This window comes from Pseudomonas sp. GW823-FHT05G12 (genome assembly GCF_058795575.1).
Genome location: NZ_CM179501.1, coordinates 5306984 through 5331853, shown reverse-complemented (window position 1 = coordinate 5331853; position 24870 = coordinate 5306984). Strand labels below are relative to the sequence as shown.

The window sequence follows — 24870 nt, the reverse complement described above, 5'->3', positions numbered from 1 at the left end:
ACTCGAATTTCTGCTTGGTTGGGGAAGTCAGCTGAATGTGTGTGCGTAATTATTGCCTGTGCCGGCCTCTTCGCGGGTGAACCCGCTCCTACAAGGGGGTGTCGCTTTCATGAGTGTAGGAGTGGGTTGGCTCACGAAGAGGCCGGTACAGGCTGGCCATCACTTCAGGGCGGCAAAGGCTTTCTCAGCCGCATCCAGGGTGATCTGCAGCTCCTTGTCGCCATGGGCGATGGAGGTGAAGCCCGCTTCGAATGCGCTCGGTGCCAGGTACACGCCACCGTCGAGCATCAGGTGGAAGAAGCGCTTGAAGCGCTCGGCATCGCTGGCCATCACGTCTTCGAAGGTGACGATATCGTCGGCGCCGCTGAAGTACAGGCCGAACATGGCACCGGCCTGGGTGGTGACGAATGGCACGCCAGCGGCATCGGCGCGTTGCTGCAGGCCGTCAAGCATGCGGCTGGTGTAGTCGGTCAGCTCGGCGTGGAAGCCTGGGCGGCTGATCAGCTTGAGGGTGGTCAGGCCGGCGGCCATGGCCAGCGGGTTGCCCGACAGGGTGCCGGCCTGGTAGACCGGGCCGAGCGGGGCGATGCAGCCCATGATTTCACGCTTGCCGCCGAAGCAGCCGACCGGCATGCCGCCACCGACGATCTTGCCGAAGGTCGACAGGTCCGGCTTGATGCCGTAATGGCCCTGGGCGCCGCCGAGCGAGACGCGGAAACCGGTCATCACTTCGTCGAAGATCAGCACCACGCCATGCTTGTCGCATTGCTCGCGCAGGCCCTCGAGGAAGCCCGGTGCCGGTGGTACGCAGTTCATGTTGCCGGCCACTGGCTCCACGATGATGCAGGCCACGGTCTGGCCAACTCCGGCCAGGGTCTTCTCGACGGCGGCGATGTTGTTGAACGGCAGGGTCAGGGTGTGCTTGGCGAAGTCCGCTGGCACGCCTGCCGAGCTTGGCACGCCTTGGGTCAGCAAGCCGGAGCCGGCCTTTACCAGCAGGCTGTCGGAGTGGCCGTGGTAGCAGCCTTCGAACTTGATGATGGCGTCACGGCCAGTGTAGCCACGGGCCAGACGGATGGCGCTCATGGTGGCTTCAGTGCCCGAGCTGACCATGCGCACCATTTCCATCGACGGTACGATCGAGCAGACCAGGTCGGCCATCTCGGTTTCCATGGCGGTCGGCGCGCCGTAGGACAGGCCGTGCTCCAGCTGCCTGCGTACCGAGTCCAGCACGTCCGGGTGGCCGTGGCCGAGGATCATCGGGCCCCAGGAGCCGACGTAGTCGACGTAGCGTTTGTCGTCCTCGTCAACGACATAGGCGCCTTCGGCATGCTTGAAGAACAGCGGCGTGCCGCCAACGCTCTTGAAAGCGCGGACTGGCGAGTTGACGCCGCCAGGGATGTGCTTCTGGGCTTGGGCGAACAGGGCTTCGGAACGGGACATGGAAGTATCTCTCGAATCAGGATGCGAACAAGGCGTTGAAGGCGCGGGCGCGGCGGGTGACTTCCTGCGCGCTGTCGGCACCGAACAAGCCGTGGATCACCGCCAGCAGGTCGGCGCCGTGGGCGACCAACGGGGCGGCGTTGTCGAGGGTGATGCCGCCGATCACGGCGATCGGCAGTTTCACCTGGGCGCGGGCCTGCTCGAGCAGGCCGACGTTGGCAGCGGGCGCGCCCGGCTTGGTGACAGAATTGAAGAAGCGGCCAAAGGCCACGTAGCTGGCGCCTTCGCTGGCAGCCTGGGCGGCCAGTTCGAGGCTGGCGTGGCAGGTGGAGCCGATGATTGCCTGACGGCCGAGCAGTGCGCGGGCCGGGGTCAGCGGGCCGTCGGTCTGGCCCAGGTGCACGCCGACACCCAGGCGGGCGGCCAGTTCGGCGTCGTCGTTGATCAGCAACTGGGTGCCGTAACGCTCGCAGAGCGTCATCAGCCCTTCGGCTTCACGCAGGCGGCGCGCCGCATCGTCGCTCTTGTCGCGGTACTGCAGCAGACACACGCCGCCTTCCAGGGCCGCCTCGACATGGGACAGGAAACGGCCGGCGAGCAGCTGGCTGTCGGTGATGGCGTACAGACCGCGTAGCTTCATTGAAGGCCTCGTATCAGGAGCAGAAGTCCAGGGGCAGGCGGCGCGGCACGTATTGGCCTTTGCCCAGTTGCTCGGCGTCCCGCAGGGTGCGCCAGGTGTAGTCCAGGGCGGTGCGCACGGCGCTTTCCAGCTGCTCGCCGAGCGCCAGGCGGCCAGCCAGTGCACTGGCCAGGGTGCAGCCCGAGCCATGGTAGCTGCCCGGCAGGCGCTGGCAAGTCCAGGTGAAGTGCTGGCCGTCCTGGGTGTACAGGCGGTTGTGGATTTCGTCTTCGTCGCCGTGACCGCCGGTAATCAGCAGGTGTCTACAGAACGGCAACAGTTTCTCGGCACATTCGTCAGCGGTGCCCTCGGGCAGTTCGGCGAGGATGCGTGCTTCGGGCAGGTTCGGCGTGGCGATGGTCGCCAGCGGCAGCAACCGTTCACGCAGGGCGTAGCCCACTTCGTCCTTGCCCAGGCGGCCACCGCCACCGGCACGCAGCACCGGGTCGCAGACCAGCGGCAGGTGAGGGTGGGCGGCCAGCAGTTCGGCGACGGTGTCGACCATCTCGATCGAGCCGAGCATGCCCAACTTGACGGCGGCCACCGTGGAGTCGGCCAGCACGGCATTGGCCTGGGCCAGCACCCACTCGCGGTCGAGCACGCGGAAGTCGGAAACGTTGACGGTATCCTGCACGGTCAGGGCGGTCACTGCAGGTGCAGCGTGGCAGCCTTGGGCGATCAGGGCTTCGATATCTGCCTGCAAGCCGGCGCCGCCACTGGGGTCGTGGCCGGAGAGACAGAGGACAACGGGGCGGGAGCTGTAGGTATTCATGGTCGGCGAGCTTACCACCAAACCTGTTTGGGCGGATCGTCCGACAAACGAGTTTTACTGATCGATCGGTCAGGTTGCTGATTGGTTTTCTATTGAAAGCATTGATTTAGAGCCTTTTCTTTGTGTTTTTATGTGGCCGATTGCCAGGTTGTGAGGCTATGCTAGAGTGCTCGGATAACTCGACAAACGGGTTCTGCAGGATCACGTCGTCTCAAACGGATGGGAGGCTACCGCGACGCGACCGGACAGGCCATGCTGGGGCTGTATGCGCTATTTGCTGATTGTGCTTCTGGGTTTGCTGCCCGTGCTGGCCGGAGCGGTCGATTTCGACGACGCTACCCGGCATCTTCCACTGGGCAAGGCCATGCAGGTTTATGAAGACCCCGATGGCAATGCCAGCATCGCTCAGGTCAGTGCCCCCGGTTTCGCCAAACACTTTCAGCCCCACCATGAGGATGTGCTGAACGCCGGTTACTCCACCTCGGTGTTCTGGCTCAAGGTCGAACTGCGCCCCACTGCCGCGCCCAACGCTGCCCCGCGGTCATGGCTGCTGGAGTTGGCCTACCCGCCGCTGGATCACCTCGAACTGTATTTGCCTGACAGCAGCGGCCTGTACCGCCTGGCGCAGCGCACCGGCGATGCCTTGCCCTACGACAGCCGGCAGATCCGGCAGAACAACTACTTGTTCGAACTGCAACTGCCGCCAGGCAAGGTGACCACCGCGTACCTGCGGCTGCACAGCCAGGGTTCGGTGCAAGCGCCGCTGGCGTTATGGTCCCCTGAAGCCTACCTGGAAGAGCAGCCCACGCGCCTGTATGTGCTGGGGATGATCTACGGCGTTTTACTGGTGATGCTGGTGTACAACCTGTTCATCTACCTCAGCGTGCGTGACGTCAGCTACCTCTATTACATCCTTTACATCGCTTCGTTCGGCCTTTACCAGGTCTCGGTGAACGGCGCCGGTGTAGCCTATTTCTGGCCAGACAGCCCTTGGTGGGCGAATGCCTCCACGCCTTTGTTCATTGGTGCAGCCGGGCTGTTCGGTTGCCAATTCGCCCGGCACTTCCTGCAACTGGGCAGCCTCAACCGTGGCTTCGATCGCCTGTTGCAACTGCTGATGCTGGGGGGGGCGCTGGTCATGGTACTGGCGGTGAGCATGCCATACGGCATTGCGCTGCGCATGGCCACGCTGCTGGCGCTGCTGTTCACCATAAGCGTCTTCAGCGCCGGCCTGTATGCCTGGTGGCGCGGCTTGCGAGTGGCGCGCTGGTTCATCATCGCCTGGACGGCGTTCCTGCTTGGCGGACTGGTCAACACCTTGATGGTACTGGGCTACCTGCCGAACGTGTTCATCACCATGTATGCCAGCCAGCTGGGTTCGGCCTTGGAAGTGGCTTTGCTGTCGCTGGCACTGGCCGACCGCATCAACAGCCTGCGCGAGCAGCAGGCACAGACCTTGCGCGACACTGGGCGTACGCTGGAGCAACTGAACCTGCAGCTGGCCAGGAGCAATCGCCTGAAGGACGAGTTCCTGGCCAGCGTGACTCATGAACTGCGCACCCCGATGAATGGGGTGATTGGCTCGCTCGAGCTGATGCACACCTTGCCGATGGGGGCTGAAATGGCTCAGTACCATCACACGGCAGTGGGGTCTGCCCAAGGCATGATGGATATGGTCGATGCCATTCTTACCCTGTCCGAATTGCAGGCCGGCCGCCTGCGGGCGCAGCCGGCACCGTTCAGCCTGCGCGCCCTGTTGCAGGGTTTGCGCGCCGGTTATGCCGGGCAGGCGCTGGGCAAAGGCCTGTACCTGAGCCTGGACATTCCGGCCGACCTGCCGGACGGGCTGCTCGGTGACGGGCAGAAACTGGCGCACTGCCTGGGTTGCCTGGTGGACAACGGTTTGAAGTTCACCCATCAGGGCGGTGTGATGATCCAGGTGCGCGGCCGCCGGGTGGGGCCGGATGATCTGGCGTTGACCTTTACCGTCAGCGACAGCGGTATCGGTTTCGATGATCTGGAGCAGTCGACCCTGTACCAGCGGTTCTTCCAGGTCGATGGTTCGATGACCAGGCGGTATGGCGGTTTGGGGATTGGGTTGTCGATTTGCCGGCAGATGGGGGAATTGCTGGGGGCCAGATTGGCGCATGAATCGACGCGCGGGCTGGGTAGCCGCTTCGAGTTGAGTTTGAACATGGCGATTTCGCAGGCGCAGAGGAGCCCGCACATGTTGCAGGCGCGGCGCTCGCTGTAGGAGCGGGTTCACCCGCGAAAGGGCCGGGTCTGCTGGCCAATATCCACCCGCCGTTCACCGTTGCCGCCACCACCGTATTCGCGGGTAAACCCGCTCCTACACAGCACAGGTCGTTGTAGGAGCGGGTTCACCCGCGAAAGGGCCGGATCTGCTGGCCAATATCCACCCACCGTTCACCGTTGCCGCCACCACCGTATTCGCGGGTAAACCCGCTCCAACACAGCACAGGTCGTTGTAGGAGCGGGTTCACCCGCGAAAGGGCCGGGTCTGCTGGCCGATATCCACCCGCCGTTCACCGTTGCCGCCACCTACGCGCGCGCGCGCCAGCAATCACACGTTTAGTCATTAATACCCCTTTGACTACCCCGCAAGCAGTGCTTCACTGGGTCTCTCAAGCCTACCCGGATCCAGGAGCCCCCCCGATGAGCCTGCACCAGTACGCTGAAACCCACGAAGTCACCAATCAGCCGCCGCCACTCGACGGTGCCAACCTGTACCGCCTCGACATTCCACTGCAGGAATGGTCAAGGCGTTTTGGCGCGGGCTGGGCCGAGTCGCGGATCGACGCCTATGGTGCCCTGGCCGGCGGCCCGCTGATGCAGGCAGGCTTCCTGGCCAACGCGCACAAACCCGAGTTCAGCAGCCACGACCGCTATGGCCATCGCATCGATCTGGTCGAGTTCCACCCGGCCTACCATGAGTTGATGCGTACCGCCGTCGAACATGGCCTGCCTTCTTTGCCATGGGCCGAGCCCCGTGCTGGCGCCCATGTTGCACGGGCTTCGATGACCTACCTGCACAGCCAGGCCGAGGCCGGCACCGGCTGCCCGCTGACCATGACGTTTGCCGCCGTGCCGGCATTGCGCCTGCAGCCTGAGCTGGCTGAATACTGGCTGCCGAAAATCCTTGCCTGCGAATATGACCCGCGCAACGTTGGCGACCGGCACAAGGCCGGGGTCACCCTGGGCATGGCGATGACCGAAAAGCAGGGCGGCACCGATGTGCGCGCCAACACTACCCGGGCCTATCCGGTCGGTGCGCCGGGCCCGGGGCAGGCCTATGAGCTGGTTGGCCACAAGTGGTTCTGCTCGGCGCCGATGTGCGACGCTTTCCTGACCTTGGCGCAAACCGAAAAAGGCCTGAGCTGCTTCCTGCTGCCGCGCCACCGCCCCGATGACAACCGCAACCAGTTCTATATCCAGCGCCTGAAAAACAAGCTGGGCAACAGCTCCAACGCCTCCAGCGAGGTGGAGTTCCGCGGTGCGCTGGCGTGGATGATTGGCGAAGAGGGACGCGGCGTGCCGACCATCATCGAGATGGTCGCCATGACCCGGTTCGACTGCATGGTCGGCTCCAGCGCACTGATGCGCCAGGCGTTGACGCAGGCGGCTCACCATTGCGCGCATCGCAAGGTCGGCGGGCGGGTGCTGAACGAGCAGCCATTGATGCAGAACGTGCTGGCCGACCTGGCCCTGGAAAGCGAGGCTGCGCTCGCCCTGAGCTTGCGCATGGGCCAGGCGCTGGAGCAACTGGACGACCCGCAACAGGCGCATTTTGCCCGGCTGGTCACGGCGGTGGGCAAGTACTGGATCTGCAAACGTGCGCCGGCCATGATCAACGAGGCCGCCGAATGCCTGGGTGGCGCGGGTTATGTGGAAGACAGCATTCTGCCACGGCTGTACCGCGAGGCACCGGTCAACTCGACCTGGGAGGGCTCGGGCAACGTGCAGTGCCTGGATGTGCTGCGGGCCTTGTCCAAGGAGCCGGGCGTACTCGATGCACTGTTTGTCGAGCTGGGTGACGGGCATGGCGACCCGCGCCTGGCGGCGCATATCGGCAACCTCAAGGGGGCGTTTGCCGACACCGGTGACATGCAGTACCGCGCGAGGCAGCTGACCGAGGATATTGCCCTGGCGTTGCAGGCCAAGCTGCTGCTGGAGGCCGGGAATGCAGACGTCAGTGATGCGTTTATCGGCAGCCGCCTGGCCGGTGGTGGCCGGGTGTACGGGGCGCTGCCGCGAGGTGTGGATGTGATGGCATTGGTCACAAGGGCTACGCCTGCCTGGCCCCTGTAGCAGCGGGCTTGCCCGCGAATGAACCCAACACCGATCAATGGGGGTGTATTTAACCAAGAAGGCAGGCAAGATGGATCACATGCATGTCCAGACAGGAAGCACAGTGTGAGCCACGCTTTTGTAGTCGTTGATACCCCCGAACAGGCCGTCGACCGTCTGGCGGCCTTGCATGAACAGGCCACAGGTGCCCTGAGTCAGGCCCTGAAGCGTTACCTGAAGGACCGTACCGAGCCCGATACCGATGAGCGCGACCTGTTCCGCTACCCGGCTCTGCGCCTGACCTACTACAGCCATGGCGAAGTCGCCGCCACCACCCGCGCCTATGCCAAGGTCCAGGTTGCCGGCACCTACAGCGTCACCGTCACCCAGCCCGCTGCGTTCCGTGGCTACCTGCTGGAGCAACTGCGCCCGCTGATGCATGACTACACCGTCACGGTAGAAGTCGGCGTCAGCGAGCAGAACATCCCTTACCCCTATGTGGTCGACCAGGGCGACGAGCTGGCCGGTAGCGGCATTACCGCTGCGCAGCTGGCGCGAGTGTTCCCCAGCACCGACCTGTCGGCGGCCACCGACAACATCGCTGATGGCCTGTACGACTGGGACCGTGCTGAAATCATGCCACTGGCGTTGTTCGATGCCGCGCGCGTCGACTTCTCGCTACGCCGCCTGGTGCACTACACCGGCAGCGACTGGCGCCATGTACAGCCGTGGATCCTGCTGACCAACTACCACCGCTATGTCGACCAGTTCATCAGCCATGGCCTGGAACAACTGCGTGACGACCCACGCTTCGTGCGTATGGTGCTGCCGGGCAACGTCGTGATCGAAAAGGGCATGGACCATGGCGAAACCCAGGCCCTGGTGGCCAGCGTGGTCTGGCACCGCTACCAGATGCCGGCTTACCACCTGATCGCCGCCGACGGCGATGGCGTTACCTTGGTCAACATTGGTGTGGGACCGTCCAACGCCAAGAACATCACCGACCACCTGGCCGTGCTGCGCCCGCATTGCTGGCTGATGATCGGCCACTGCGGCGGCCTGCGGCAGTCGCAGACCATCGGCGACTACGTGCTGGCACACGCCTATATGCGCCGTGACGGCATTCTCGACCGGGTCGTGCCGCCGAATATCCCGATCCCGGCCCTGGCCGAAGTGCAAATGGCCTTGCAGGAGGCCGCCGCGCAGGTCACTGGCGAGCGTGGCGAGCAGTTGAAAAAGCGCCTGCGCACCGGCACCGTGCTGACCTACGACGACCGCAACTGGGAGCTGCGCTGGGCTCAGGAACGCCCGCTGATCAACCTGTCGCGTGCCGTGGCGGTGGACATGGAAAGCGGCACCATTGCTGCCCAGGGCTACCGTTTGCGCGTGCCTTACGGCACCTTGCTGTGCGTGTCCGACAAGCCGCTGCACAGCGAGATCAAACTGCCAGGTTCGGCCAACGCCTTCTATAACCGGGCGGTCAGCCAGCACCTGAAGATCGGCATTGCTGCCCTCGACCTGCTGCGCACCGAGCTCAACTCGCTGCACTCGCGTAAACTGCGCAGCTTCGATGAGCCGCCGTTCCGCTGAGGATTCATGTCACTGCCACCCCGTAACAAGCCGCGCCGCCCTCAGGCGCGGCCTGCCGCCGGCCCGCGTCGCCAGGCCAAGGCGCCACCCGCCGAGCCGCGCCTGATCCTGTTCAACAAACCGTTCGACGTGCTGACCCAGTTCAGCGACGGTGAAGGGCGCGCGACGCTCAAGGACTTCATCGACATTCCGGGCGTATACCCGGCCGGGCGGCTGGACCGCGACAGCGAAGGCTTGCTGTTGCTGACCAACGATGGCGGGTTGCAGGCGCGGATTGCCGATCCGAAGCACAAACTGGCCAAGACCTACTGGGTGCAGGTGGAAGGCGAGCCGAGTGACGAGCAGTTGCAGCGCTTGTGTGATGGCGTGGAGCTGAACGATGGGCCGACCTTGCCGGCTGAGGCGCGGCGCCTGGAAGAACCCGAGCTGTGGCCGCGCAACCCGCCGGTACGCTTTCGCAAAAGTGTGCCGACCAGCTGGCTGGAGCTGGTGATTCGCGAAGGGCGTAACCGCCAGGTGCGGCGGATGACGGCAGCAGTGGGCTTGCCGACCTTACGCCTGGTGCGCGTGCGGATTGGTGACTGGGCGCTGGATGGGCTGGAGCAGGGTTGCTGGCGGGAGGTCCCTGCCAGGCTTTAGTTAAGGTCAGGGCCTGTTCGCGGGCACGCCCGCTCCCACAGGGACGGTGCAGTACTTGAAGGCAGCGCCCAACCTGTGGGAGCGGGCGTGCCCGCGAATGGCCCTGAAATGTTTTATACGCCTTCCAGAAACCCCACCACCACGCTTTTGATGATGAAGGCCAGCACCCCCAGGCCCAGCACGAAGAACAGGATCAGCGTCCCGAACTTACCCGCCTTGGACTTTTTTGCCAGGTCCCAGACGATGAAACCCATGAAACCGATCAACACGGTGACCAGGATGATCATCATCCATTCTTCGAATACGGCGGGATCCATCGGTGTTCTCCAGGCGGGTTGAGCGTCCGATTATACGTCGGCTGGGTAAGCAATTAACGCAGGTGGGTCAATGGCAGCTCGGTGCTGGCCAACACCTGGTTGAGCACGAAGCTCGAGCGCACGCTGGTGACGCCTTCGATACGGGTCAGGCTGCCTAGAAGCAGTTTCTGGTAGTGGTCCATGTCCGGCACCACCACTTTCAACTGATAATCGGCATCCATGCCGGTGACCAGGCTGCACTCGAGCACCTGTGGCAGGTTGCGGATGGCGGCCTCGAATGTTTCAAAGCGCTCCGGGGTGTGGCGGTCCATACCTATCAACACATAGGCGGTCAGGCTCAGGCCCAGCTTCTTGCGGTCGAGCAGGGCCACCTGGCGCGAGATATAGCCGTCGTCCTCCAGTTGCTTGACCCGACGCGAGCATGGCGATGGCGACAGGCCGATGCGTTCGGCCAGTTCCTGGTTGGAAATGCGCGCATCGCGCTGCAATTCGGCGAGGATGCTCAGGTCGTAGCGGTCAAGTTTGCTCATGGCATTTGCCTTTTCTGTTCGGATTGCTGCGAATTATCAATCCAGGGTGAAAAATTGCGCAAGTGCTATTTATCTGAGCAATCTTCGCAATCCTCTGTCGCAACCCGTCCGGTATCTTTATCACCAGAATCACTGCCCGGACATCAGTCCACGGCGACGCGCCCTAGGCGGGCGGTCGCGGCCAGCCATCCAACAGGATCTGCAGGCCCCCGGGCTACACACCCTCCAGAAGACGGTGTGAGGTGAGCCGGCGCCACAAGTGCCGAGCACGGACGACAATTCCTGAAGGGAGGCCCTGTGGCCTCCCTTTTTTCATGTCGGGAATTTTAATTGGCCTGTGTGGTGGGCACGGTAGACTGGCGTTGGTTGCAGTTTTTTCTACCGAGAGGAACACCATGACGTCGCGCATCTGGCAGTTGGCAGGTGTTGGTTTACTGGGTTTGAGCATCAGCCTTGGGGCCTTGGCTGAAGGGCCCGGCGAGGGGCACGGTGAACGTGGCCAGCAGGTGCAAGGTGAGAGTGAACCGGGGCGCTCGCTCAACTCGCGCGACGAAGTGCGCCAGACCCAACCGCCGCGCCAGGGGTATTACCAGGACATCCCCCGCCGCCACGGTGATGATCACCACTGGCAAACCGGTGGCCCGGGGCAACGGCCCGGTGGCGACTGGCAGGGGCGCCCGGATGGCCATGGCAATGGCTGGGGGCCTGGGCCGCAGTATCGCCCAGGGCACACGGTGGATCATTTTCCTGACCGCTACTGGAAAGTACCCTACCGGGGCGCTGACTATTTCTACTCCGGGGGTTACTGGTACCGCCCGCACGGGGGCCGTTACATCGTGGTGACCCCGCCGTACGGCGTGCGGGTCAGTTATCTGCCGCCTTATGCGCGGGAAGTGTGGTTGGGTGGTGCGCTGTTCTTTCTGGTGGCCGATACCTATTACCAGTACCTGGCAGACAGCCAGGAATATGTGGTGGTCAACCCGCCGGTCGGCGTGCCGTCGCCCGTGCCGGTGGCCCCGGCAAATGGCGGGTATGACGTGGTGGCTTATCCGATGTATGGCCAGGGTCAGGAACAGCAGGAGCAGGACCGCTACCAGTGCCATCGCTGGGCGGTGAGCCAGTCGGGCTTCGACCCGGCGACGGCGACGTACGCACCGGCGGCCACTGTGCTCAGCCACTACCAGCGGGCGCTGGGGGCCTGTTTCAGTGGTCGGGGTTACAGCATCAACTGAGCCCTGCACGGAACCCCTGTAGGAGCGGGTTTACCCGCGAATACGGTAGCGGCGGCAACGCTGATCGGCGGGTTGAAATTGGCCAGCAGCCCCGGCCCTTTCGCGGGTGAACCCGCTCCTACAACGGCCTGTGCGTGTGTAATCGATGGACTCGGGTTTACCCGTGAATACGGTAGCGGCGGCAACGGTGATCGGCGGGTGGAAATTGGCTAGCGGCCCCGGCCCTTTCGCGGGTGAACCCGCTCCTACAACGGCCTGTGCGCGTGTAGGAGCGGGTTTACCCGCGAATACGGTAGCGGCGGCAACGGCAAACGGCGGGTGGAATTGGCCAGCAGCCCCGGCCCTTTCGCGATGAACCCGCTCCTATGTATGGACTCGCCCACACTGTCTAGCTGCTTTTTTGAACATAGGAACCCGGTTGCATCTATGTATCAGGCCTGTTCGAGGAAGCTTTTTGCTTCTGGCCAACATCGTGGTGAGCTCGCAGTGTGCCGTTTACATGGAGGCCACTATCAGGCCTGTAGGAGCGGAGGCATCGGTCTGCGACGGTCTTACCTAGGGTCAATGTTCACTAGCAGGGGTTGGAGCGCCTAGCGCCCCGGTGGCATTACCCGGTTGGTCAGAGGCTCATAGCCGCCTCCGGTTTTTCGTTCGGTTTGCGTTGGTAAACCTGATCGCTCTGTAACAGGGCCCAGATAATCCGCAGATTTCGATTAGCCAGCCTGATCGCCGCCTCCTTGCGCCCAAGGCGGGATAGCCAGCGCAAGAGGCGGCGATCATCTGGCTGATCGGAATCAGGCCTTAACTGACTCAAGACAGCATGCGCGCCCTGGATCATCAGGCTGCGTATGTAGCCGTCACCGCGCTTGCTCATCTTGCCCAATCTGATTTTGTTTCCGCTGCTGTGCTGATCGGGCACGATACCGAAGAAGGCGGAATACATTCGGCCACTGGCGAAGCGGCTGGGGTCGGTCTGTTTCGCCACGATCGCCGTGGCAATGATAGGGCCGACGCCGCGAATGGTGATCAGTCGCTGAGCGACTTTATCCTCTTGGGCAGTCGCTTCGAGCCGGCGGCTCAGCGCCGTTATGCGTTCACCTAGAGACAACCAGTCCATCAGCAACTCATCGAGCAACTCGCGCAACAGGTCGGGTAGAGGCAAGGAAGCATCCTCAAGCGCCTGAGGCACATGCTTATTGATCGCGGCATCGCCCTGGGGCATGGATACGCCATGCTCGAGTAGCAAACCACGGATCTGATTACCCAGCGCGGTATGTCGCTTGATGTTACCGCGCCGGATACGGTGCAGCGCTTGAATAGCCAGTGCTGTGGTGCTCTTGATCGGTATCGAAGCGATGCTCGTATCGCGACCGGCACGCAAAATGGCATAGCAGTCGTTACGATCGTTCTTAGCACCGCTGCGATGTTCGGCGACACGTTGCGCCGGCAGGATGCGAACCGGATTACCTTTGGCCTGCAGCAGTCTGGCCCAGGCTTGTGCACCTGGACCGCACTCCATCAAGACGGCCACGGTCGTTGGCAGCCTGAGCAGGAAATCGTGGAACGCTTGGCGGGATTTGATGCGATCTTCGTAGATCACCCGACCAGTAGCGTCCTCGCCTGCTAATTGGAAGACCTGTTTGGCCAGGTCTACGCAGATGGTTGTGCAAAGCTCCACATCAGTGGAAGACAGGGAATCGTGTTTCGAACTATGCTTTTTCATGGTCTCGCCCTCGCTGCCGTTGGCTTCTTCGAACACCACCGTGGCACTGTGATGCCTCGGCGGGGGCGAGTCCATCGATTACAAGGGGTGGGGCATGGGGTGGTTACCTCATACCGGGTCGGCGTGCACCATCACGTCTGCCTGTGGGTAACGCTGGCGGATCACCCGCGAGGCCTCCACGCACAAGCTATGCGCCTCATGCAGCGGCAGTTGCCCCGGCAGTTCCAGGTGCAGTTGCACAAACCACTGGTTGCCCGACACGCGCGTGCGCAGGTCATGCACGCCTTTCACGCCTGCAACGGCCAGTACCAGCGCGGTCATGTCCTCGCCAACATCGCCGGGTAACGCCTTGTCCATCAGGATGGCCGTACTTTCGCGGGCAATCTGCAACGCGCTCCAGAGGATGTAAAAGGCGATGCCCAGGCCGAACAGCGCATCCAGCTGCGGCCAGCCAAAACGCGTCAGCAACAGGGCCAGCAGAATGCTGCCGTTGAGCAACAAGTCAGAACGGTAGTGCAGGGAATCTGCCCGTACCGCAGTGGAGCCGGTGAGCCGGATGACCTTGTACTGCAGCGCCAGCAGGGCGACCGTCAGCACCAGCGACAGCAGCATCACCGCGATACCGATGGAGGTATCACCCAGCGGTTGCGGGGTGTACAGGCGCTCGACCGCCTGTACACCGATTAGCACCGCACTGCCACCGATGAACAGCGCCTGCGCCATACCGGCCAAGGCCTCGGCCTTGCCATGGCCGAACCGGTGATCGTCGTCGGCCGGGCGCAGGGCATAGTGCACCGCCAGCAGGTTGAGGAACGAGGCCACGGCGTCCAGTGCCGAGTCGGTCAGCCCGGCCAGCAAGCTCACCGACCCGCTCAGCCACCAGGCCAGCGCCTTGCTCAGCACCAGGATGCCGGCCACCGCCAGTGAAGCGCGCGTGGCCAGGCGGAGCAGGCGCTGGTGTTCAGCCGGGGTAGTGATCATCCGTGGTCAGTGTCCTTGTGGCTCAGGCTGCCGGGACCAGGCCCAGGCTGGCCAGTTGTTCGATGCTGCCGCGGTGCTGGATCAGCCGTGGGTCGTTCAGCGGCAGGCGCTGGCCCAGTTCGCTTTCCAGAATGGCCTGCAACTTCAGGTTGTCGACCTTGCCATCGGGGCTGACGGCTTCCTGCAGTTTGGCCGGGTCAACCTGGGCAGTGCGGCCACCTGGGTAGTAGATGGCGCCGGTGGCAAAGTCGATACCGAAGGCAATCAGCCCCGGGATTACATAGAACAGGATGCCAATGGCATCCATGGCGGCAACCACAGGGTCGATCTTGCCGCCGATCTGGCCGCGCCGGTCCGGGTAGAAAATGGTGCCGCAGGCCGTCAGTTGGGTCAGCAGGGTGGCGATGAGGGCGCCACCGATGACGCGGGTCGAGATACGCATGTAAATCTCCGAAAAGGTGTTCAGCAGGACAAGCGAAGCGCCTGCACCTGATGTTAAGACCATGATAGAGCAGGCTGGGTTCGCCGTTATACTCGCGAGACTGTTCGAGGACCACCATGATTTCATTACCCATTGATGCTGCCTTGCCCGCCCTGCGCCAGGCTCTGGAAAACCGTGACGAAGTGGTGCTTGAAGCGCCGCCTGGCGCTGGCAAGACCACCCGCGTGCCACTGGCGCTGCTGCACGAACCGTGGCTGGCCGGGCAGAGCATCCTAATGCTCGAGCCACGGCGCCTGGCTGCGCGGGCAGCGGCCGAACGGCTGGCCAGTGAGCTGGGCGAGCAGGTTGGGGAAACGGTGGGTTACCGCATCCGTCTGGACAGCAAGGTCGGCCCGAAAACCCGTATCGAAGTGGTGACCGAAGGCATCCTCACACGCCGCCTGCAAGCCGACCCGGCGCTGGAAGGTGTGGGCCTGCTGATTTTCGACGAATATCACGTTTTGCCATTTTCACCGAAATACCCTGGAATCTTGTCAAAACGCAGGACATTCTCCTGCCTAAACTGACCTCCCGCTAGGCCATCCCCGGCTTCCCTCTTAAGCCCCCCTTCCAGATCAACCTGGGCGAGATCCACAGTCTCACCTCCGGTAGGTGCCACGGTCTCGAATTCGATGGTTTTCCTCACGTCGTACACCTTGTCCCAGCTCATCCCAATGCACCACGAACCCGCATCGTGTGATCGGCCCTTGCCCGGTAAACCGAACTCTAGGCGCGGAGCCAATCGACGCTTTCGCTGATGGTTCAACATGCGATTCTCGGTATTAGCGATAGCTTTGATATCACCTGCTGGCGATGTACCGTAGCCGCCTTCTACGCCATAGGATCCGCACATGACTCTAATTTCCGGCTACAAGCTAAAGGATGGCGGCTTCCTTCAGGCTGACATTCTGCTTACCAGCCCCAATAAAGGGATGCGGTCTTCGCAAATCCCGTCGTTCAAGCCTGAGGCCGGTAACCTTGGGTTGCGTACGCACGCTGTGGCTGGTCTGTGCCAAAAGATTCTCGTGGTGAATGAGCATTTCGCTGTGGCTTTCGCTGGAGATGTTCCTGCAATTCAGGCCGTAGTGCGGCTAATCGAGAAACTCGTAGATGAAAACGAACTGCTGACGGGTAAGTGTTTTACAGATGCGGTTGTTGCCGATGAAGCAATCAGTAGTTCAAAAGTACAGATAATCGCGCTTAGTGTGGAGGGCGATGAGATCCACATAACCAGTGTTTATGCGGACTACGGGGACGGTAATGAGCATTTTGAATTGTGGGTTGGCGGTTCAGGTGCAGATCACGCTATTGCTCATTATCAGAGTTACCCTTTGCGTATGTTTGATGTTTGCGAGGATGAGATCGTTGTGCAAGGTACCTGCATGGCTCTTGATCAATTCGCAATGCATTTGAAGAATGAGTTCGAAGAAAAATTCAAGTCGGAGTCGATTTCGAATTTGTTCGGGGGTGGTTACGAGGTAGTGGCATTTTATGATGGGTGTTTTCGAAAGATATCCAACATCGTTTATGCCTTTGCTGACGCAAAGCTTAATACGAAGGGTGCACTTGAAATTGACTATCCGAAATGTCTAATTAAGTCCGAGTATGAGGGCGCAGACTTAAAGATCAGGAGCGTGGAGCTAGAGTTTGATGAGGAAGTTGATGAGTGGGTCGGTGTAAATGATCGGACATTCACGATTGCGCCTATATCACACTATCATGAAACTAGGGTTGAGGAAGGTGCTGGTGATCTTAGTTTTATGGGGGTGTTCCTCTGCTTTCTCATAAACATCAAGTCGGAGGGTAAAGATGTCACGATTCCGATTATCAGGAAGTTTGAAAGTAAGACCCACTTTTTGTATGAGGCGTTCACGGCTACAGTAGATCCAGACTTTGTTAGCGTGACCTACTCAGATCGGTTTCATGAATATATAGCTGTTAACGTGCTAGGGTTGAAGTAGAGAAGCAAAGCAATTTTCTTTTTCAAACGACGAGATGGTTCTCTGGGTCACTCGCCTTATCAGAGAGCCATATACAAGAAAGCCACCTTTCGGTGGCTTCCAAGTGGTAGCGGGGAGCGGCTGAGCCCTTATCGGTGCTCGACTACGGTAACGAGATCAAGGGTTCCGATACCCTTTTCTACTACATCTTTAGCCTTAGCCAACATAGAAGCCCTGAGCTCATCGCGAGACATCCGGCCACTGTAAATCTTCGCGAATGCTTTGTGCTTCAAAGCAGCGGAGGCGCACACTTTAGCGTCACCGGCTTTCTCGGCGACTACTGCAGCAACGGCAAGTTCACTCATCTTCACTAGCCTCCATGTCAATAAATGCACGGTATAATAATATCATATCATGTAAATACGCGCAAATCGGTTGCAGTAGCTGGACGAACTGTGCATTGCGGCTATCACCCATTAGGATGTTTGCCTTGTTGTTATAGATGTTAAGGCATCCAATTGGGGTTTTGGTGTCGTCGCCAGGTGCTAGCGGGATGGAGAGTATCGACGTCGCGTAACGGTGAGTGGTGTAGTACTTACCAATAGTCGTCTTGTAGTGCTCGGTCACATGAGGGTTTTGGCGAGCCTCGTCATCCAGCCACTCTTTAAAATGGGTGCGGGAATCTTGAATGTATTGTGACTCGTTGGTGGAGACGGCGACTGGCCCACCTGGCATGTTGGGGTGAGACTTTGCATGGTCGGACGTGTCGATTTTGAAGGGGAAACAGATCGGGCGGATTTCGTTATCCGGATCCGCAAGGCCTTGATTTCCAACAGAGGTAGACAGTTCAAGATCCGTGATATGCAGGATGCCGTCAGCATTATCCAAGCGGGCATCGATGTTTGAGCTGAACAGGAAAAACGGGCTCTCGTTCACCTGCTGCGCGAATTTGTTCCGGATGATGCCTTTGTCCAGCTCCACCATCATGACGTTGGCGCGGTACGTGTCGGTAGGAGCACTGTCCCAGTTTTGGGCTAGCACGAGGATCTTGGTCAGTACCACGCGGATGTCGCTTGCCAAGCTTTGCCTGCTCATCGGCTGGGAGTCATCCTGCGCTTGGCTCTCAAACAGGAACCGGATGTCGATCACAGCGTCGCTATAGGCCGCTAGAAACTGCTTGGGCGGCATGGTGGTCAGGCGATCTTGCAGTTCCTTTTCTTTTTTTCGAGTGGAGGTCACTACCCCAACTTCACGCAAGAACACCGCGATCACAGCGGCGATCGACAAAATGATCGAAGGCCACAGGTACTCGGTCTGGAAGAACTGGGCCCATGTCTGGGTGGCGGTGTACTCAGCCTTGATGTCGCCACTCATCACGGAAATCATGGCCGCGCTCCCGATGCTGAGCAGCGCGATGATCATGGAGCCGTAACTGGTGCCGACGAGCAGGCACAGGGCTAAGAAAGCTTTCTTAGACCAAAGGCCGGTGGAACGGGCGATGGAAACTGCCCCTGTTTTGAAGCTATCCCGACGTGTCGCGCTGCTGTTCAAGATTCGATTCCATTTTTGTTTGAGTAGTCGTCCGACTACCGCTCTCTCACCCTCACCGGGTGTTGCTCCTCCACCCGCCAGAATCTTTCCAGTAGGTGTTGACTCATAGTTCCTCAGTGAAGCTCATCCTGGCCGACCTGGCCGACCTGGCCGACCTGGCCGACCTGGCCGACCTGGCCGACCTGGCCGACCTGGCCGACCTGGCCGACCTGGCCGACCTGGCCGACCTGGCCGACCTGGCCGACCTGGCCGACCTGGCCGACCTGGCCGACCTGGCCGACCTGGCCGACCTGGCAATTTCCGGCTAATCCGAGCATAGGCGTGGGCTTTTGCACCCAAAAGCTGGGGCTTTCGACCGCAGAACGGGCGATTGACGAGGCCGAACGCTGTAATACCATTGGGTGATATTTAATTGCCTCCACAAGGAAAAGTATATGGCGTCACGCTGCGTAGGGCTGGTCATCACTGCAAGTGATGTGACGGTGGTTGACACGACGATCCCGGACGACCCGGATGCTCCGCTCATCCTGAACAGGGACGAGACCTGGAAGCTTGCAGGGGGGGATCGAGCGAAGGCCTATGAAACACTGTTCCACCGCTGCGCCGGGTACATCCAGCAGAACGGCGTAACCCAGGTCGTCATCAAGGCCAGCGCTCTGCCTCAGGGTGGTGGTGGCAGCGGAATCTTGGACGGTGCTGAACTGCGGGGCGTGATCATGTGTGCGGCAGCTTCGGCTTGTGCGACTCGCGTACTCGAAAAGAGCTGGATGAGCAGAACCTATAAGCGCAAGGTGGACGAGGTCGTCAAGGACGACGCGTTCTGGGAAAAGCAACTCGACGGGGCAAAGCTGCGTAAGGGAAGCCGCGAGGCCGCCATGTTGGTAGTCGCCCACAGGAACCGACCATGAGCAGCGTCGTACCGGAACTGGAAATCATCAGGAAGCTGGGTAACGGCCACTTCGGCGAGGTCTTCCTGGGCAAATGCGGGGTGCATGGAGACGTCGCGGTCAAGGTGCTGGCCCGAAAGCCCGAGCATGATGATGCGGCGTGGTTGACCACCAAGCAGGGGTTTCTGGCTGAAGCCAAACACCTTTCGACCGCCTCACATCGCAACGTAGTGCAGGTATACGGCATCGAGGAATTCGACAACAGTATCCGCTTCACGATGGCGTACTGCCCTGGTGGTTCGTTGCAGGCACTGTACGAGCAAGGCCCTATGACCCTGGCCCGTGTGCATAAAGTCGTGACGGATGTCTTGATCGGCCTCGGTGCATTGCATGGAAAGGGCATGCTGCATCGGGACATCAAACCGGGGAATATTCTGCTGGATCAAGCCGGCCTCGCGAAACTGGGCGACTTTGGACTGGTCACCGATGACCTGCTTCTGGGATATGGCTCCGCTGCAGGGTACCTGGATCACATTGCCTATGAGGTGTGGCAAGGTGCGGGAACGAGTGTCAAAACCGACATCTGGGCGCTTGGCATGACCATTTTCCGGCTGCTTCATGGCGAGACCTGGTACGTCCTTCAGAACGAGGCGCCTGCAGACATTGTTCGCAATGGCGGGCTCGCAGATCGCCTGCGTTGGTTACCCCACATACCCAAACCCTGGCGCCGGGTAATTCGCAAAATGCTCGCAGATGACTCTGCTGCCCGCTACGCCACTACGGGTGAAGTCCTGAACGCCATTTCGGGTCTGCCGATCGATCAATCCTGGGAAACGAATGTAACCCCGGAACTGGTGCGATGGGAGCTACAGTCGCCCAAGCGCCTGAATTTTGTTGAGTGGAATCTGCATTCTGAGCGGCGTCACGAGTGGAAAGCCTGGAGCGAGCCTGTAGGGGCCGGACGCAAGATGACGCTCGGCCAATCGCAAGGCGTAATAGGGCGCAAACAGGTTGATCGAGAGCTGGAAAGCCACTTCTCCCGCTAACGAGCGCTCTCAACCAGCTGCGCTGCGCATACGCCGGGGCAGCAGGTATCCGTCGACAAAGTCGGCAGCGCTCAATGGCTTGAGTTGGAAATGAGCTTGAGCAGCGGCCCGACGCTGATCCGCGCAATTCGGGCAATATGTCGCGAGTGCATCGATGCCTTCTGCCGGGTGCCATATGGCTCCGCAGAATGTGCATCGAGGCGACGTGAGCCTCAGGTTGGGATGGCGCTTGCTCATTTGGATCCTACCTGCCGCGAAGGCGACATATGTCGGGCATGGATGAACGAGTGTTTGTGGGCGGCAGAGCTTATACGAGTTCTTCTGCTTTGGCCTCCGTAATTGCCGAAAGGTCAATCACGGGAGCGCCCCTATCTACCTATACTGTATGCATGAACAGTCTTTGGTGCAAGTGGCAGTAACGGCTGCTTGTCCGTCGTCGCCATGTCAGGCACCTCTCACCATGAGGTTTAGCAGAGAAAATCATTTCCGGAGCTCCTGGTGATCTCAAACCACTGCCCGTGGTTGGCACACGAAGCCCTGCAATTTTCTGACGGGTGCCCCTTATTGATGCTGAGGGGCTGGCCCTCGTCGATGTAGTGGCCCTTTGCTCTGCTGGAGGGCTACTATGGCGCGTCACTGCCACCGCTTGACGCCATGACTTCCAGGGAGGGTCGCTATGTGGGTAGATAACGAGACAGAAACTGATTTTCTCAATTTCTCTGGTGTGGCAGATACGGTTGCCGAGATCATCTACTCCGCAAATGGCCGTCCCATTTCCATCGGGGTCTCGGGGGCCTGGGGTGCAGGCAAGTCGTCGATGATCAAGCTGATCCAGGCTTCGCTCAAAGACCCTCCCGAACGCAGTGAAAAGCCGGCCAAGGATTTCGTGTTCGTTGAATTCAATGCCTGGCTGTACCAGGGATATGACGACGCGCGAGCAGCCCTGATGGATGTAATCGCATCACAGCTTGAGGCTGAAGCCGAGAAGCGCAAGAAAGGGTTGGATAAAGTTGCTGACCTTGCTGCACGGGTCAACTGGCTGCGGGCGGCGAAGCTTGCAGGGAACACCGCGTTGTCCATCGCTACAGGTCTGCCAGCGCCCGGCTTGGTGGAAGGAATCGTCAGTCTCTATGACCGCCTCCGGTCTGGAGATGTTAGCCACGACACGGTGGATGCACTCCAAGATACGGCTGAAGACGCGAAGGGGGAGGCGGAAAAGCTCTTCCGTAGTGCGCCTGTCAAGAAATCGCCACCCAAGGAGATTCAGGCGCTCAGGGACAATTTTGAAGCCATCTTGGACGAACTGGGTGTGACGTTGGTGGTGCTGATCGACGACTTGGATCGGTGTCTGCCAGAAACGACCATTTCAACCTTGGAAGCAATTCGGCTCTTCTTGTTCTTACGCAACACAGCCTTCGTGATCGCCGCAGATAACGAGATGATCAAGCATGCGGTACGCAAGCATTTCAGTGGCGTGCCCGATGATTTTCTCGTAACCAGCTATTTCGACAAGCTGATCCAAGTTCCTATTCGGGTTCCTCCTCTTGGTACGCAGGAGGTCAGGGCCTACATGATGATGCTGTTCCTAGAGAACAGTACGTTGCCTAAACCCGTGATCGAGGCTATTCGTCTCAAAGTCCGGGATCAGCTCCGGACAACATGGCAAGGGAATCGGGTAGATCGAGGATTCATGCAAGGCCTCTACGATGATTACCCTGCCGAGTTGATTGGCAAGTTCGATACTGCCGAGCGCTTGGCTGCGGTTATGACCTCCGCCTCCGGCATCCAGGGCAATCCGCGACTCATCAAGCGTTTCCTCAACGCGCTTGCAATCCGGATGAGCATTTCTCGCGCCCAAGGGGTGGGGGTTGACGAAGCGGTGCTCGTCAAACTGATGCTTTTTGAGCGCAGTGGTAATCCGAAGGCGTACGAAGAGTTGATGAAGGCTGTAGGCGCGGATAAACACGGCAAGCCAACGCTGCTTGGTGACTGGGAAGCGGATATCAAGAAAGGCAAATCCTTCAACCTTCAGCAGCCTTGGGATCAGCCCTTTGTGAAGGAATGGTTAGCCTTGCCTCCCGCGTTGGCAGACAAGGATTTACGAGGAGCGATCTACGTCAGTCGTGAGCATGCTCCGATCATCACGGATGAAGATCGTCTGTCCTCAGAGGCGGCTGAACTGCTTACCGCGCTGCTTGATATGCCTGAGATGGCTTCGCAACTTAAAGCGCGTCTGGGGGCCATTGCCCCCGTTGAGATCAACGTCTTGATGGATCGCTTGCTCGATAAAGCAGGTGCCGAACAAGAGTGGGGCGTACCTGACATTCTCGAAGCATTGCTCGTGGTGTCACGACTCGATGCGCAGCAGGGCCTTCGGCTGGCGGCGTTTCTCAAGGAGCGCCCACCTGTGCAGATTCAGGCAGGTATTGTGCCGAAGCTGGCTGATGAGACGTGGAAAAAGTCGGTGTATGAATTCTGGCTCGGTGTTGATGTGAGCGGGCCGGTGAAGGCTGCGATAAGGAGAATCGATGGGAACGTCACAAAATAGCGATGGGCCAGGCAAAGGTGTGCCGCTGGTGCCTCCATGGACACCACCTTTGCCACCTTTGCCGCCGCCCGTGCCGCCTTATCCACCGGAGCCTCTCAAGCCGCCTGCGGATGACCCCACCGATGATGGCCCTACGGATTCGGATCAGGATTGGCCAGACGACGAAGAGCAGGGCGATAAAGACCCTCATGTATCTCCTGAGGCCCCTGAGCGCCTAGCACCGCCGGGAAGGTTTGGTGGTGCCCGTCGAGGGCTGGGCGATTACGCGAGCAGCGGCGATCGTACTAGCTTGCGAAGAAGCCTTGGTGATTACGTCCGACAGGGGTATGGCGGGGCGAAAACCACGACAGCACGCTTTGGTGGAACCGCCGCCATCGCGGGTGTGTTCAGCAACACTCTGGAGGCCATTGCGCAAGGCGATCAATCGGCGCCAGGTGCGCTCGATCCTACGCTTTGGAGTGGTCGATCGGCTTCTGAAGTGATGGATGCTCTGGTTGAAGCGGTGCGTCCGGTCGATGGCTCGCAGGACGCCGAAGCTGAGCGTGCATCCATTAGAGGTTCGCTTTCGGATGTGCTTGTGCGATATCCCGATGCTGACCTCCTCGATCTCTCCGCTGAACAGCGGGCATTTGCGATTGAGCGTTTCACCGCGATGGATGTGTTTCATCGATATGAGCTCGACTTGGGAAAAACCGTCCAGCAAAAAGCGGACTCCGCAACGATCGCCATGCGTCGACTGAAGGAGATCAAGGACTACATCAAAGAGTCCGTTTCGGCTTCGTTCCGCAAGATTGCTGCCACGGGTGCTCGTTTGACGTCAGGCCGGATTTCCGAAGTTGTTCGGGCAGCCCTCCAGGAAACATTTGAAGTGTTTGAGGGGTACGTAGAATGAAGTTCATATGCGGCCCTGCGGGTTTTCACGTGCCTGGTGATGATGGCGCGATGCAGGTTGTGATTTACGGAAAAGCTGAGCCGGGGCAAGTTAGCGTTGGCGGATATGCCCGGGAGCTCATTGACAGAGCGCATCTAGAGATCAGTCCCCGTGCTTGGGATTTCCTGAGCATCGCACTCTCAGTCGTCGCAGCAGACTTCACTGCGATCCGAGCGCAGAGCGCTGATGGCTGGACGCGAGTGATCGAGTTGGAGATATCTGTCCAGGATCCTGTGTTCTGGGATTCGCAGGCACGTGGACTGGAGAACGCATTGCGTTTCCTCACTACAGACAAGTGGACGCTGTCATTTCACCCTGGTGGATTCGGGCCACCTGCACAGTTGCAGGCGCTTCATCCCACCGAGGATTCGGTGGTGCTTCTTTCAGGCGGGCTCGATAGCCTGATAGGTGCAATTGATCTGGTTGCACAAGGCGTGAGGCCCTACGCCGTCAGCCAGATTGTTCGGGGGGATGGGGAAAAACAGGATCACTTTGCCCAGAGTCTTGGGCTATCCAGGATCGGGCTCAACCACGTCACCCGATCTCCAGATGCACAGGAGCCCTCCCAGAGGGCCCGCTCCATCATCTTCCTTGCCTTCGGATTAGCTGTCGCGACTTCACTTGATCGTTACCACCGTGGCGAAACGGTGCCGCTTTATATTTGTGAAAACGGCTTCATTGCGATCAACCCACCGTTGACCTCCTCTCGGTTGGGTAGCTTGAGTACCCGTACTGCCCATCCGGAGTATCTCGGGAGACTGCAAGAGATTTTCAACGCTGCCGGCATCAATGTACGAATTCAAAACCCGTACGCCTTGAAGACCAAGGGAGAGATGTTGGCCGAATGTCGGAACCAGGATCTGCTGAAGCGGCATGCTATTGCATCCACTAGCTGCGGACGATTCCAGCGTTTTGGATACAAACACTGCGGTCGATGCGTGCCATGTCAAGTGAGACGGGCTTCGTTCAAACGTTGGGCGGCGGTGAATGATGACACGCCATACGTGCATGAAAATCTGGGGCTGAGGGACAAGCAACATGCCTGGTTTGAGGATGTGCGCTCGGTTGGTATTGCCTTGGCTAATGTGGCTGAAAATGGTTTCGAGGAATGGTTGGGCCATAGCCTGTTCTCACCATTCATTCAGGATCGTGCCGGTTACAGGGCAATGCTTGCCCGAGGTTTGGAGGAGCTTGGGCAGCTTCACCGCAGCTATCAGCTGACCTAGTCAGCCTCCGATTCTGCAACTGAGTGAGCGTATACTGCCGCTCATG

The 24870-nt window shown here is 60.0% G+C and carries 22 protein-coding genes and 1 pseudogene; 13 read left to right on the top strand and 10 right to left on the bottom strand.

Going from position 1 to position 24870, the window contains the following annotated elements; all coding sequences use genetic code 11:
• Positions 1-159: 159 nt before the first annotated feature.
• From hemL to AC3RCM_RS24305, 3 genes are read right to left on the bottom strand one after another with little or no spacing between them, the layout of a single operon-like run.
• Complete coding sequence (gene hemL / locus AC3RCM_RS24315; protein ID WP_492629223.1) at positions 160-1443, bottom strand: glutamate-1-semialdehyde 2,1-aminomutase; 1284 nt, start codon at positions 1441-1443, stop codon at positions 160-162.
• Positions 1444-1459: 16 nt separating this feature from the next.
• Positions 1460-2083 (bottom strand): thiamine phosphate synthase, encoded by a 624-nt coding sequence (gene thiE, locus AC3RCM_RS24310; RefSeq protein WP_064491243.1) that lies wholly within the window; start codon positions 2081-2083, stop codon positions 1460-1462.
• Between the two features lie 13 nt (positions 2084-2096).
• Positions 2097-2894: a hydroxymethylpyrimidine/phosphomethylpyrimidine kinase gene (locus AC3RCM_RS24305; protein ID WP_010955404.1), complete on the bottom strand. Its 798-nt coding sequence runs from the start codon at positions 2892-2894 to the stop codon at positions 2097-2099.
• A gap of 265 nt (positions 2895-3159) precedes the next feature.
• Here AC3RCM_RS24305 and AC3RCM_RS24300 point away from each other — a divergent pair, with 265 nt between their 5' ends.
• The 4 genes from AC3RCM_RS24300 (at position 3160) to AC3RCM_RS24285 (ending at position 9431) form a co-directional block, all read left to right on the top strand.
• A complete protein-coding gene (locus AC3RCM_RS24300; protein WP_020192284.1) occupies positions 3160-5148 on the top strand; it encodes a sensor histidine kinase in 1989 nt (662 codons plus the stop codon).
• 422 nt (positions 5149-5570) lie between these two features.
• Positions 5571-7223, top strand: coding sequence for an acyl-CoA dehydrogenase family protein (locus tag AC3RCM_RS24295; protein WP_409263381.1), 1653 nt, complete (start codon positions 5571-5573; stop codon positions 7221-7223).
• A 105-nt stretch (positions 7224-7328) separates the two neighbouring features.
• Positions 7329-8792: an AMP nucleosidase gene (gene amn / locus AC3RCM_RS24290; protein ID WP_014592520.1), complete on the top strand. Its 1464-nt coding sequence runs from the start codon at positions 7329-7331 to the stop codon at positions 8790-8792.
• A gap of 6 nt (positions 8793-8798) precedes the next feature.
• Positions 8799-9431, top strand: a complete 633-nt coding sequence (locus AC3RCM_RS24285) for a pseudouridine synthase (protein WP_492629222.1) — start codon at positions 8799-8801, stop codon at positions 9429-9431.
• Between the two features lie 113 nt (positions 9432-9544).
• Here AC3RCM_RS24285 and AC3RCM_RS24280 read toward each other — a convergent pair whose 3' ends face one another.
• Complete coding sequence (locus AC3RCM_RS24280; RefSeq protein ID WP_003249787.1) at positions 9545-9748, bottom strand: DUF2788 domain-containing protein; 204 nt, start codon at positions 9746-9748, stop codon at positions 9545-9547.
• Positions 9749-9801: 53 nt separating this feature from the next.
• Entirely contained in the window at positions 9802-10278 is a 477-nt protein-coding gene (locus AC3RCM_RS24275) for an Lrp/AsnC family transcriptional regulator (protein ID WP_003249795.1), read from the bottom strand.
• A 395-nt stretch (positions 10279-10673) separates the two neighbouring features.
• On the opposite strand from AC3RCM_RS24275, the gene AC3RCM_RS24270 reads away from it, so the two are divergent.
• Positions 10674-11510: a DUF6515 family protein gene (locus AC3RCM_RS24270; protein ID WP_064491241.1), complete on the top strand. Its 837-nt coding sequence runs from the start codon at positions 10674-10676 to the stop codon at positions 11508-11510.
• A gap of 619 nt (positions 11511-12129) precedes the next feature.
• Here AC3RCM_RS24270 and AC3RCM_RS24265 read toward each other — a convergent pair.
• The 3 genes from AC3RCM_RS24265 to AC3RCM_RS24255 all read right to left on the bottom strand — a co-directional run bounded on the left by AC3RCM_RS24265 (position 12130) and on the right by AC3RCM_RS24255 (position 14656).
• Positions 12130-13188, bottom strand: coding sequence for an IS110-like element ISPpu11 family transposase (locus AC3RCM_RS24265; RefSeq protein WP_104887826.1), 1059 nt, complete (start codon positions 13186-13188; stop codon positions 12130-12132).
• Between the two features lie 153 nt (positions 13189-13341).
• Positions 13342-14214: a cation diffusion facilitator family transporter gene (locus tag AC3RCM_RS24260; RefSeq protein WP_010955399.1), complete on the bottom strand. Its 873-nt coding sequence runs from the start codon at positions 14212-14214 to the stop codon at positions 13342-13344.
• Positions 14215-14236: 22 nt separating this feature from the next.
• A complete protein-coding gene (locus tag AC3RCM_RS24255) occupies positions 14237-14656 on the bottom strand; it encodes a hypothetical protein (RefSeq protein WP_014592516.1) in 420 nt (139 codons plus the stop codon).
• A gap of 116 nt (positions 14657-14772) precedes the next feature.
• Between AC3RCM_RS24255 and AC3RCM_RS24250 the strand changes: the two are divergent.
• Positions 14773-15153: pseudogene (locus AC3RCM_RS24250) on the top strand (DEAD/DEAH box helicase); the annotation flags it as partial.
• Between the two features lie 393 nt (positions 15154-15546).
• Positions 15547-16656: a hypothetical protein gene (locus AC3RCM_RS24245; RefSeq protein ID WP_492629221.1), complete on the top strand. Its 1110-nt coding sequence runs from the start codon at positions 15547-15549 to the stop codon at positions 16654-16656.
• Between the two features lie 128 nt (positions 16657-16784).
• On the opposite strand, the gene AC3RCM_RS24240 is transcribed toward AC3RCM_RS24245, so the two are convergent.
• Both AC3RCM_RS24240 and AC3RCM_RS24235 read right to left on the bottom strand, forming a co-directional pair.
• Entirely contained in the window at positions 16785-17000 is a 216-nt protein-coding gene (locus tag AC3RCM_RS24240; protein WP_492629220.1) for a hypothetical protein, read from the bottom strand.
• Positions 16993-18186 (bottom strand): hypothetical protein, encoded by a 1194-nt coding sequence (locus AC3RCM_RS24235; RefSeq protein ID WP_492629219.1) that lies wholly within the window; start codon positions 18184-18186, stop codon positions 16993-16995. The genes AC3RCM_RS24240 and AC3RCM_RS24235 overlap by 8 nt, the downstream gene beginning before the upstream one ends.
• Before the next feature lie 116 nt (positions 18187-18302).
• Here AC3RCM_RS24235 and AC3RCM_RS24230 point away from each other — a divergent pair, with 116 nt between their 5' ends.
• From AC3RCM_RS24230 to qatC, 6 genes are all read left to right on the top strand, one after another.
• Complete coding sequence (locus AC3RCM_RS24230) at positions 18303-18494, top strand: hypothetical protein (RefSeq protein WP_492629218.1); 192 nt, start codon at positions 18303-18305, stop codon at positions 18492-18494.
• Between the two features lie 126 nt (positions 18495-18620).
• Positions 18621-19094 (top strand): hypothetical protein, encoded by a 474-nt coding sequence (locus AC3RCM_RS24225; protein ID WP_492629217.1) that lies wholly within the window; start codon positions 18621-18623, stop codon positions 19092-19094.
• Positions 19091-20119 (top strand): serine/threonine-protein kinase, encoded by a 1029-nt coding sequence (locus AC3RCM_RS24220; RefSeq protein ID WP_253230380.1) that lies wholly within the window; start codon positions 19091-19093, stop codon positions 20117-20119. Before AC3RCM_RS24225 ends, AC3RCM_RS24220 begins: the two co-directional genes overlap by 4 nt.
• 676 nt (positions 20120-20795) lie before the next feature.
• A complete protein-coding gene (locus AC3RCM_RS24215) occupies positions 20796-22667 on the top strand; it encodes a KAP family P-loop NTPase fold protein (protein WP_253230381.1) in 1872 nt (623 codons plus the stop codon).
• Entirely contained in the window at positions 22648-23559 is a 912-nt protein-coding gene (gene qatB / locus AC3RCM_RS24210; RefSeq protein ID WP_492629216.1) for a Qat anti-phage system associated protein QatB, read from the top strand. Before AC3RCM_RS24215 ends, qatB begins: the two co-directional genes overlap by 20 nt.
• Positions 23556-24824: a Qat anti-phage system QueC-like protein QatC gene (gene qatC / locus AC3RCM_RS24205; protein ID WP_492629215.1), complete on the top strand. Its 1269-nt coding sequence runs from the start codon at positions 23556-23558 to the stop codon at positions 24822-24824. Before qatB ends, qatC begins: the two co-directional genes overlap by 4 nt.
• The last annotated feature ends 46 nt before the right edge of the window (positions 24825-24870 follow it).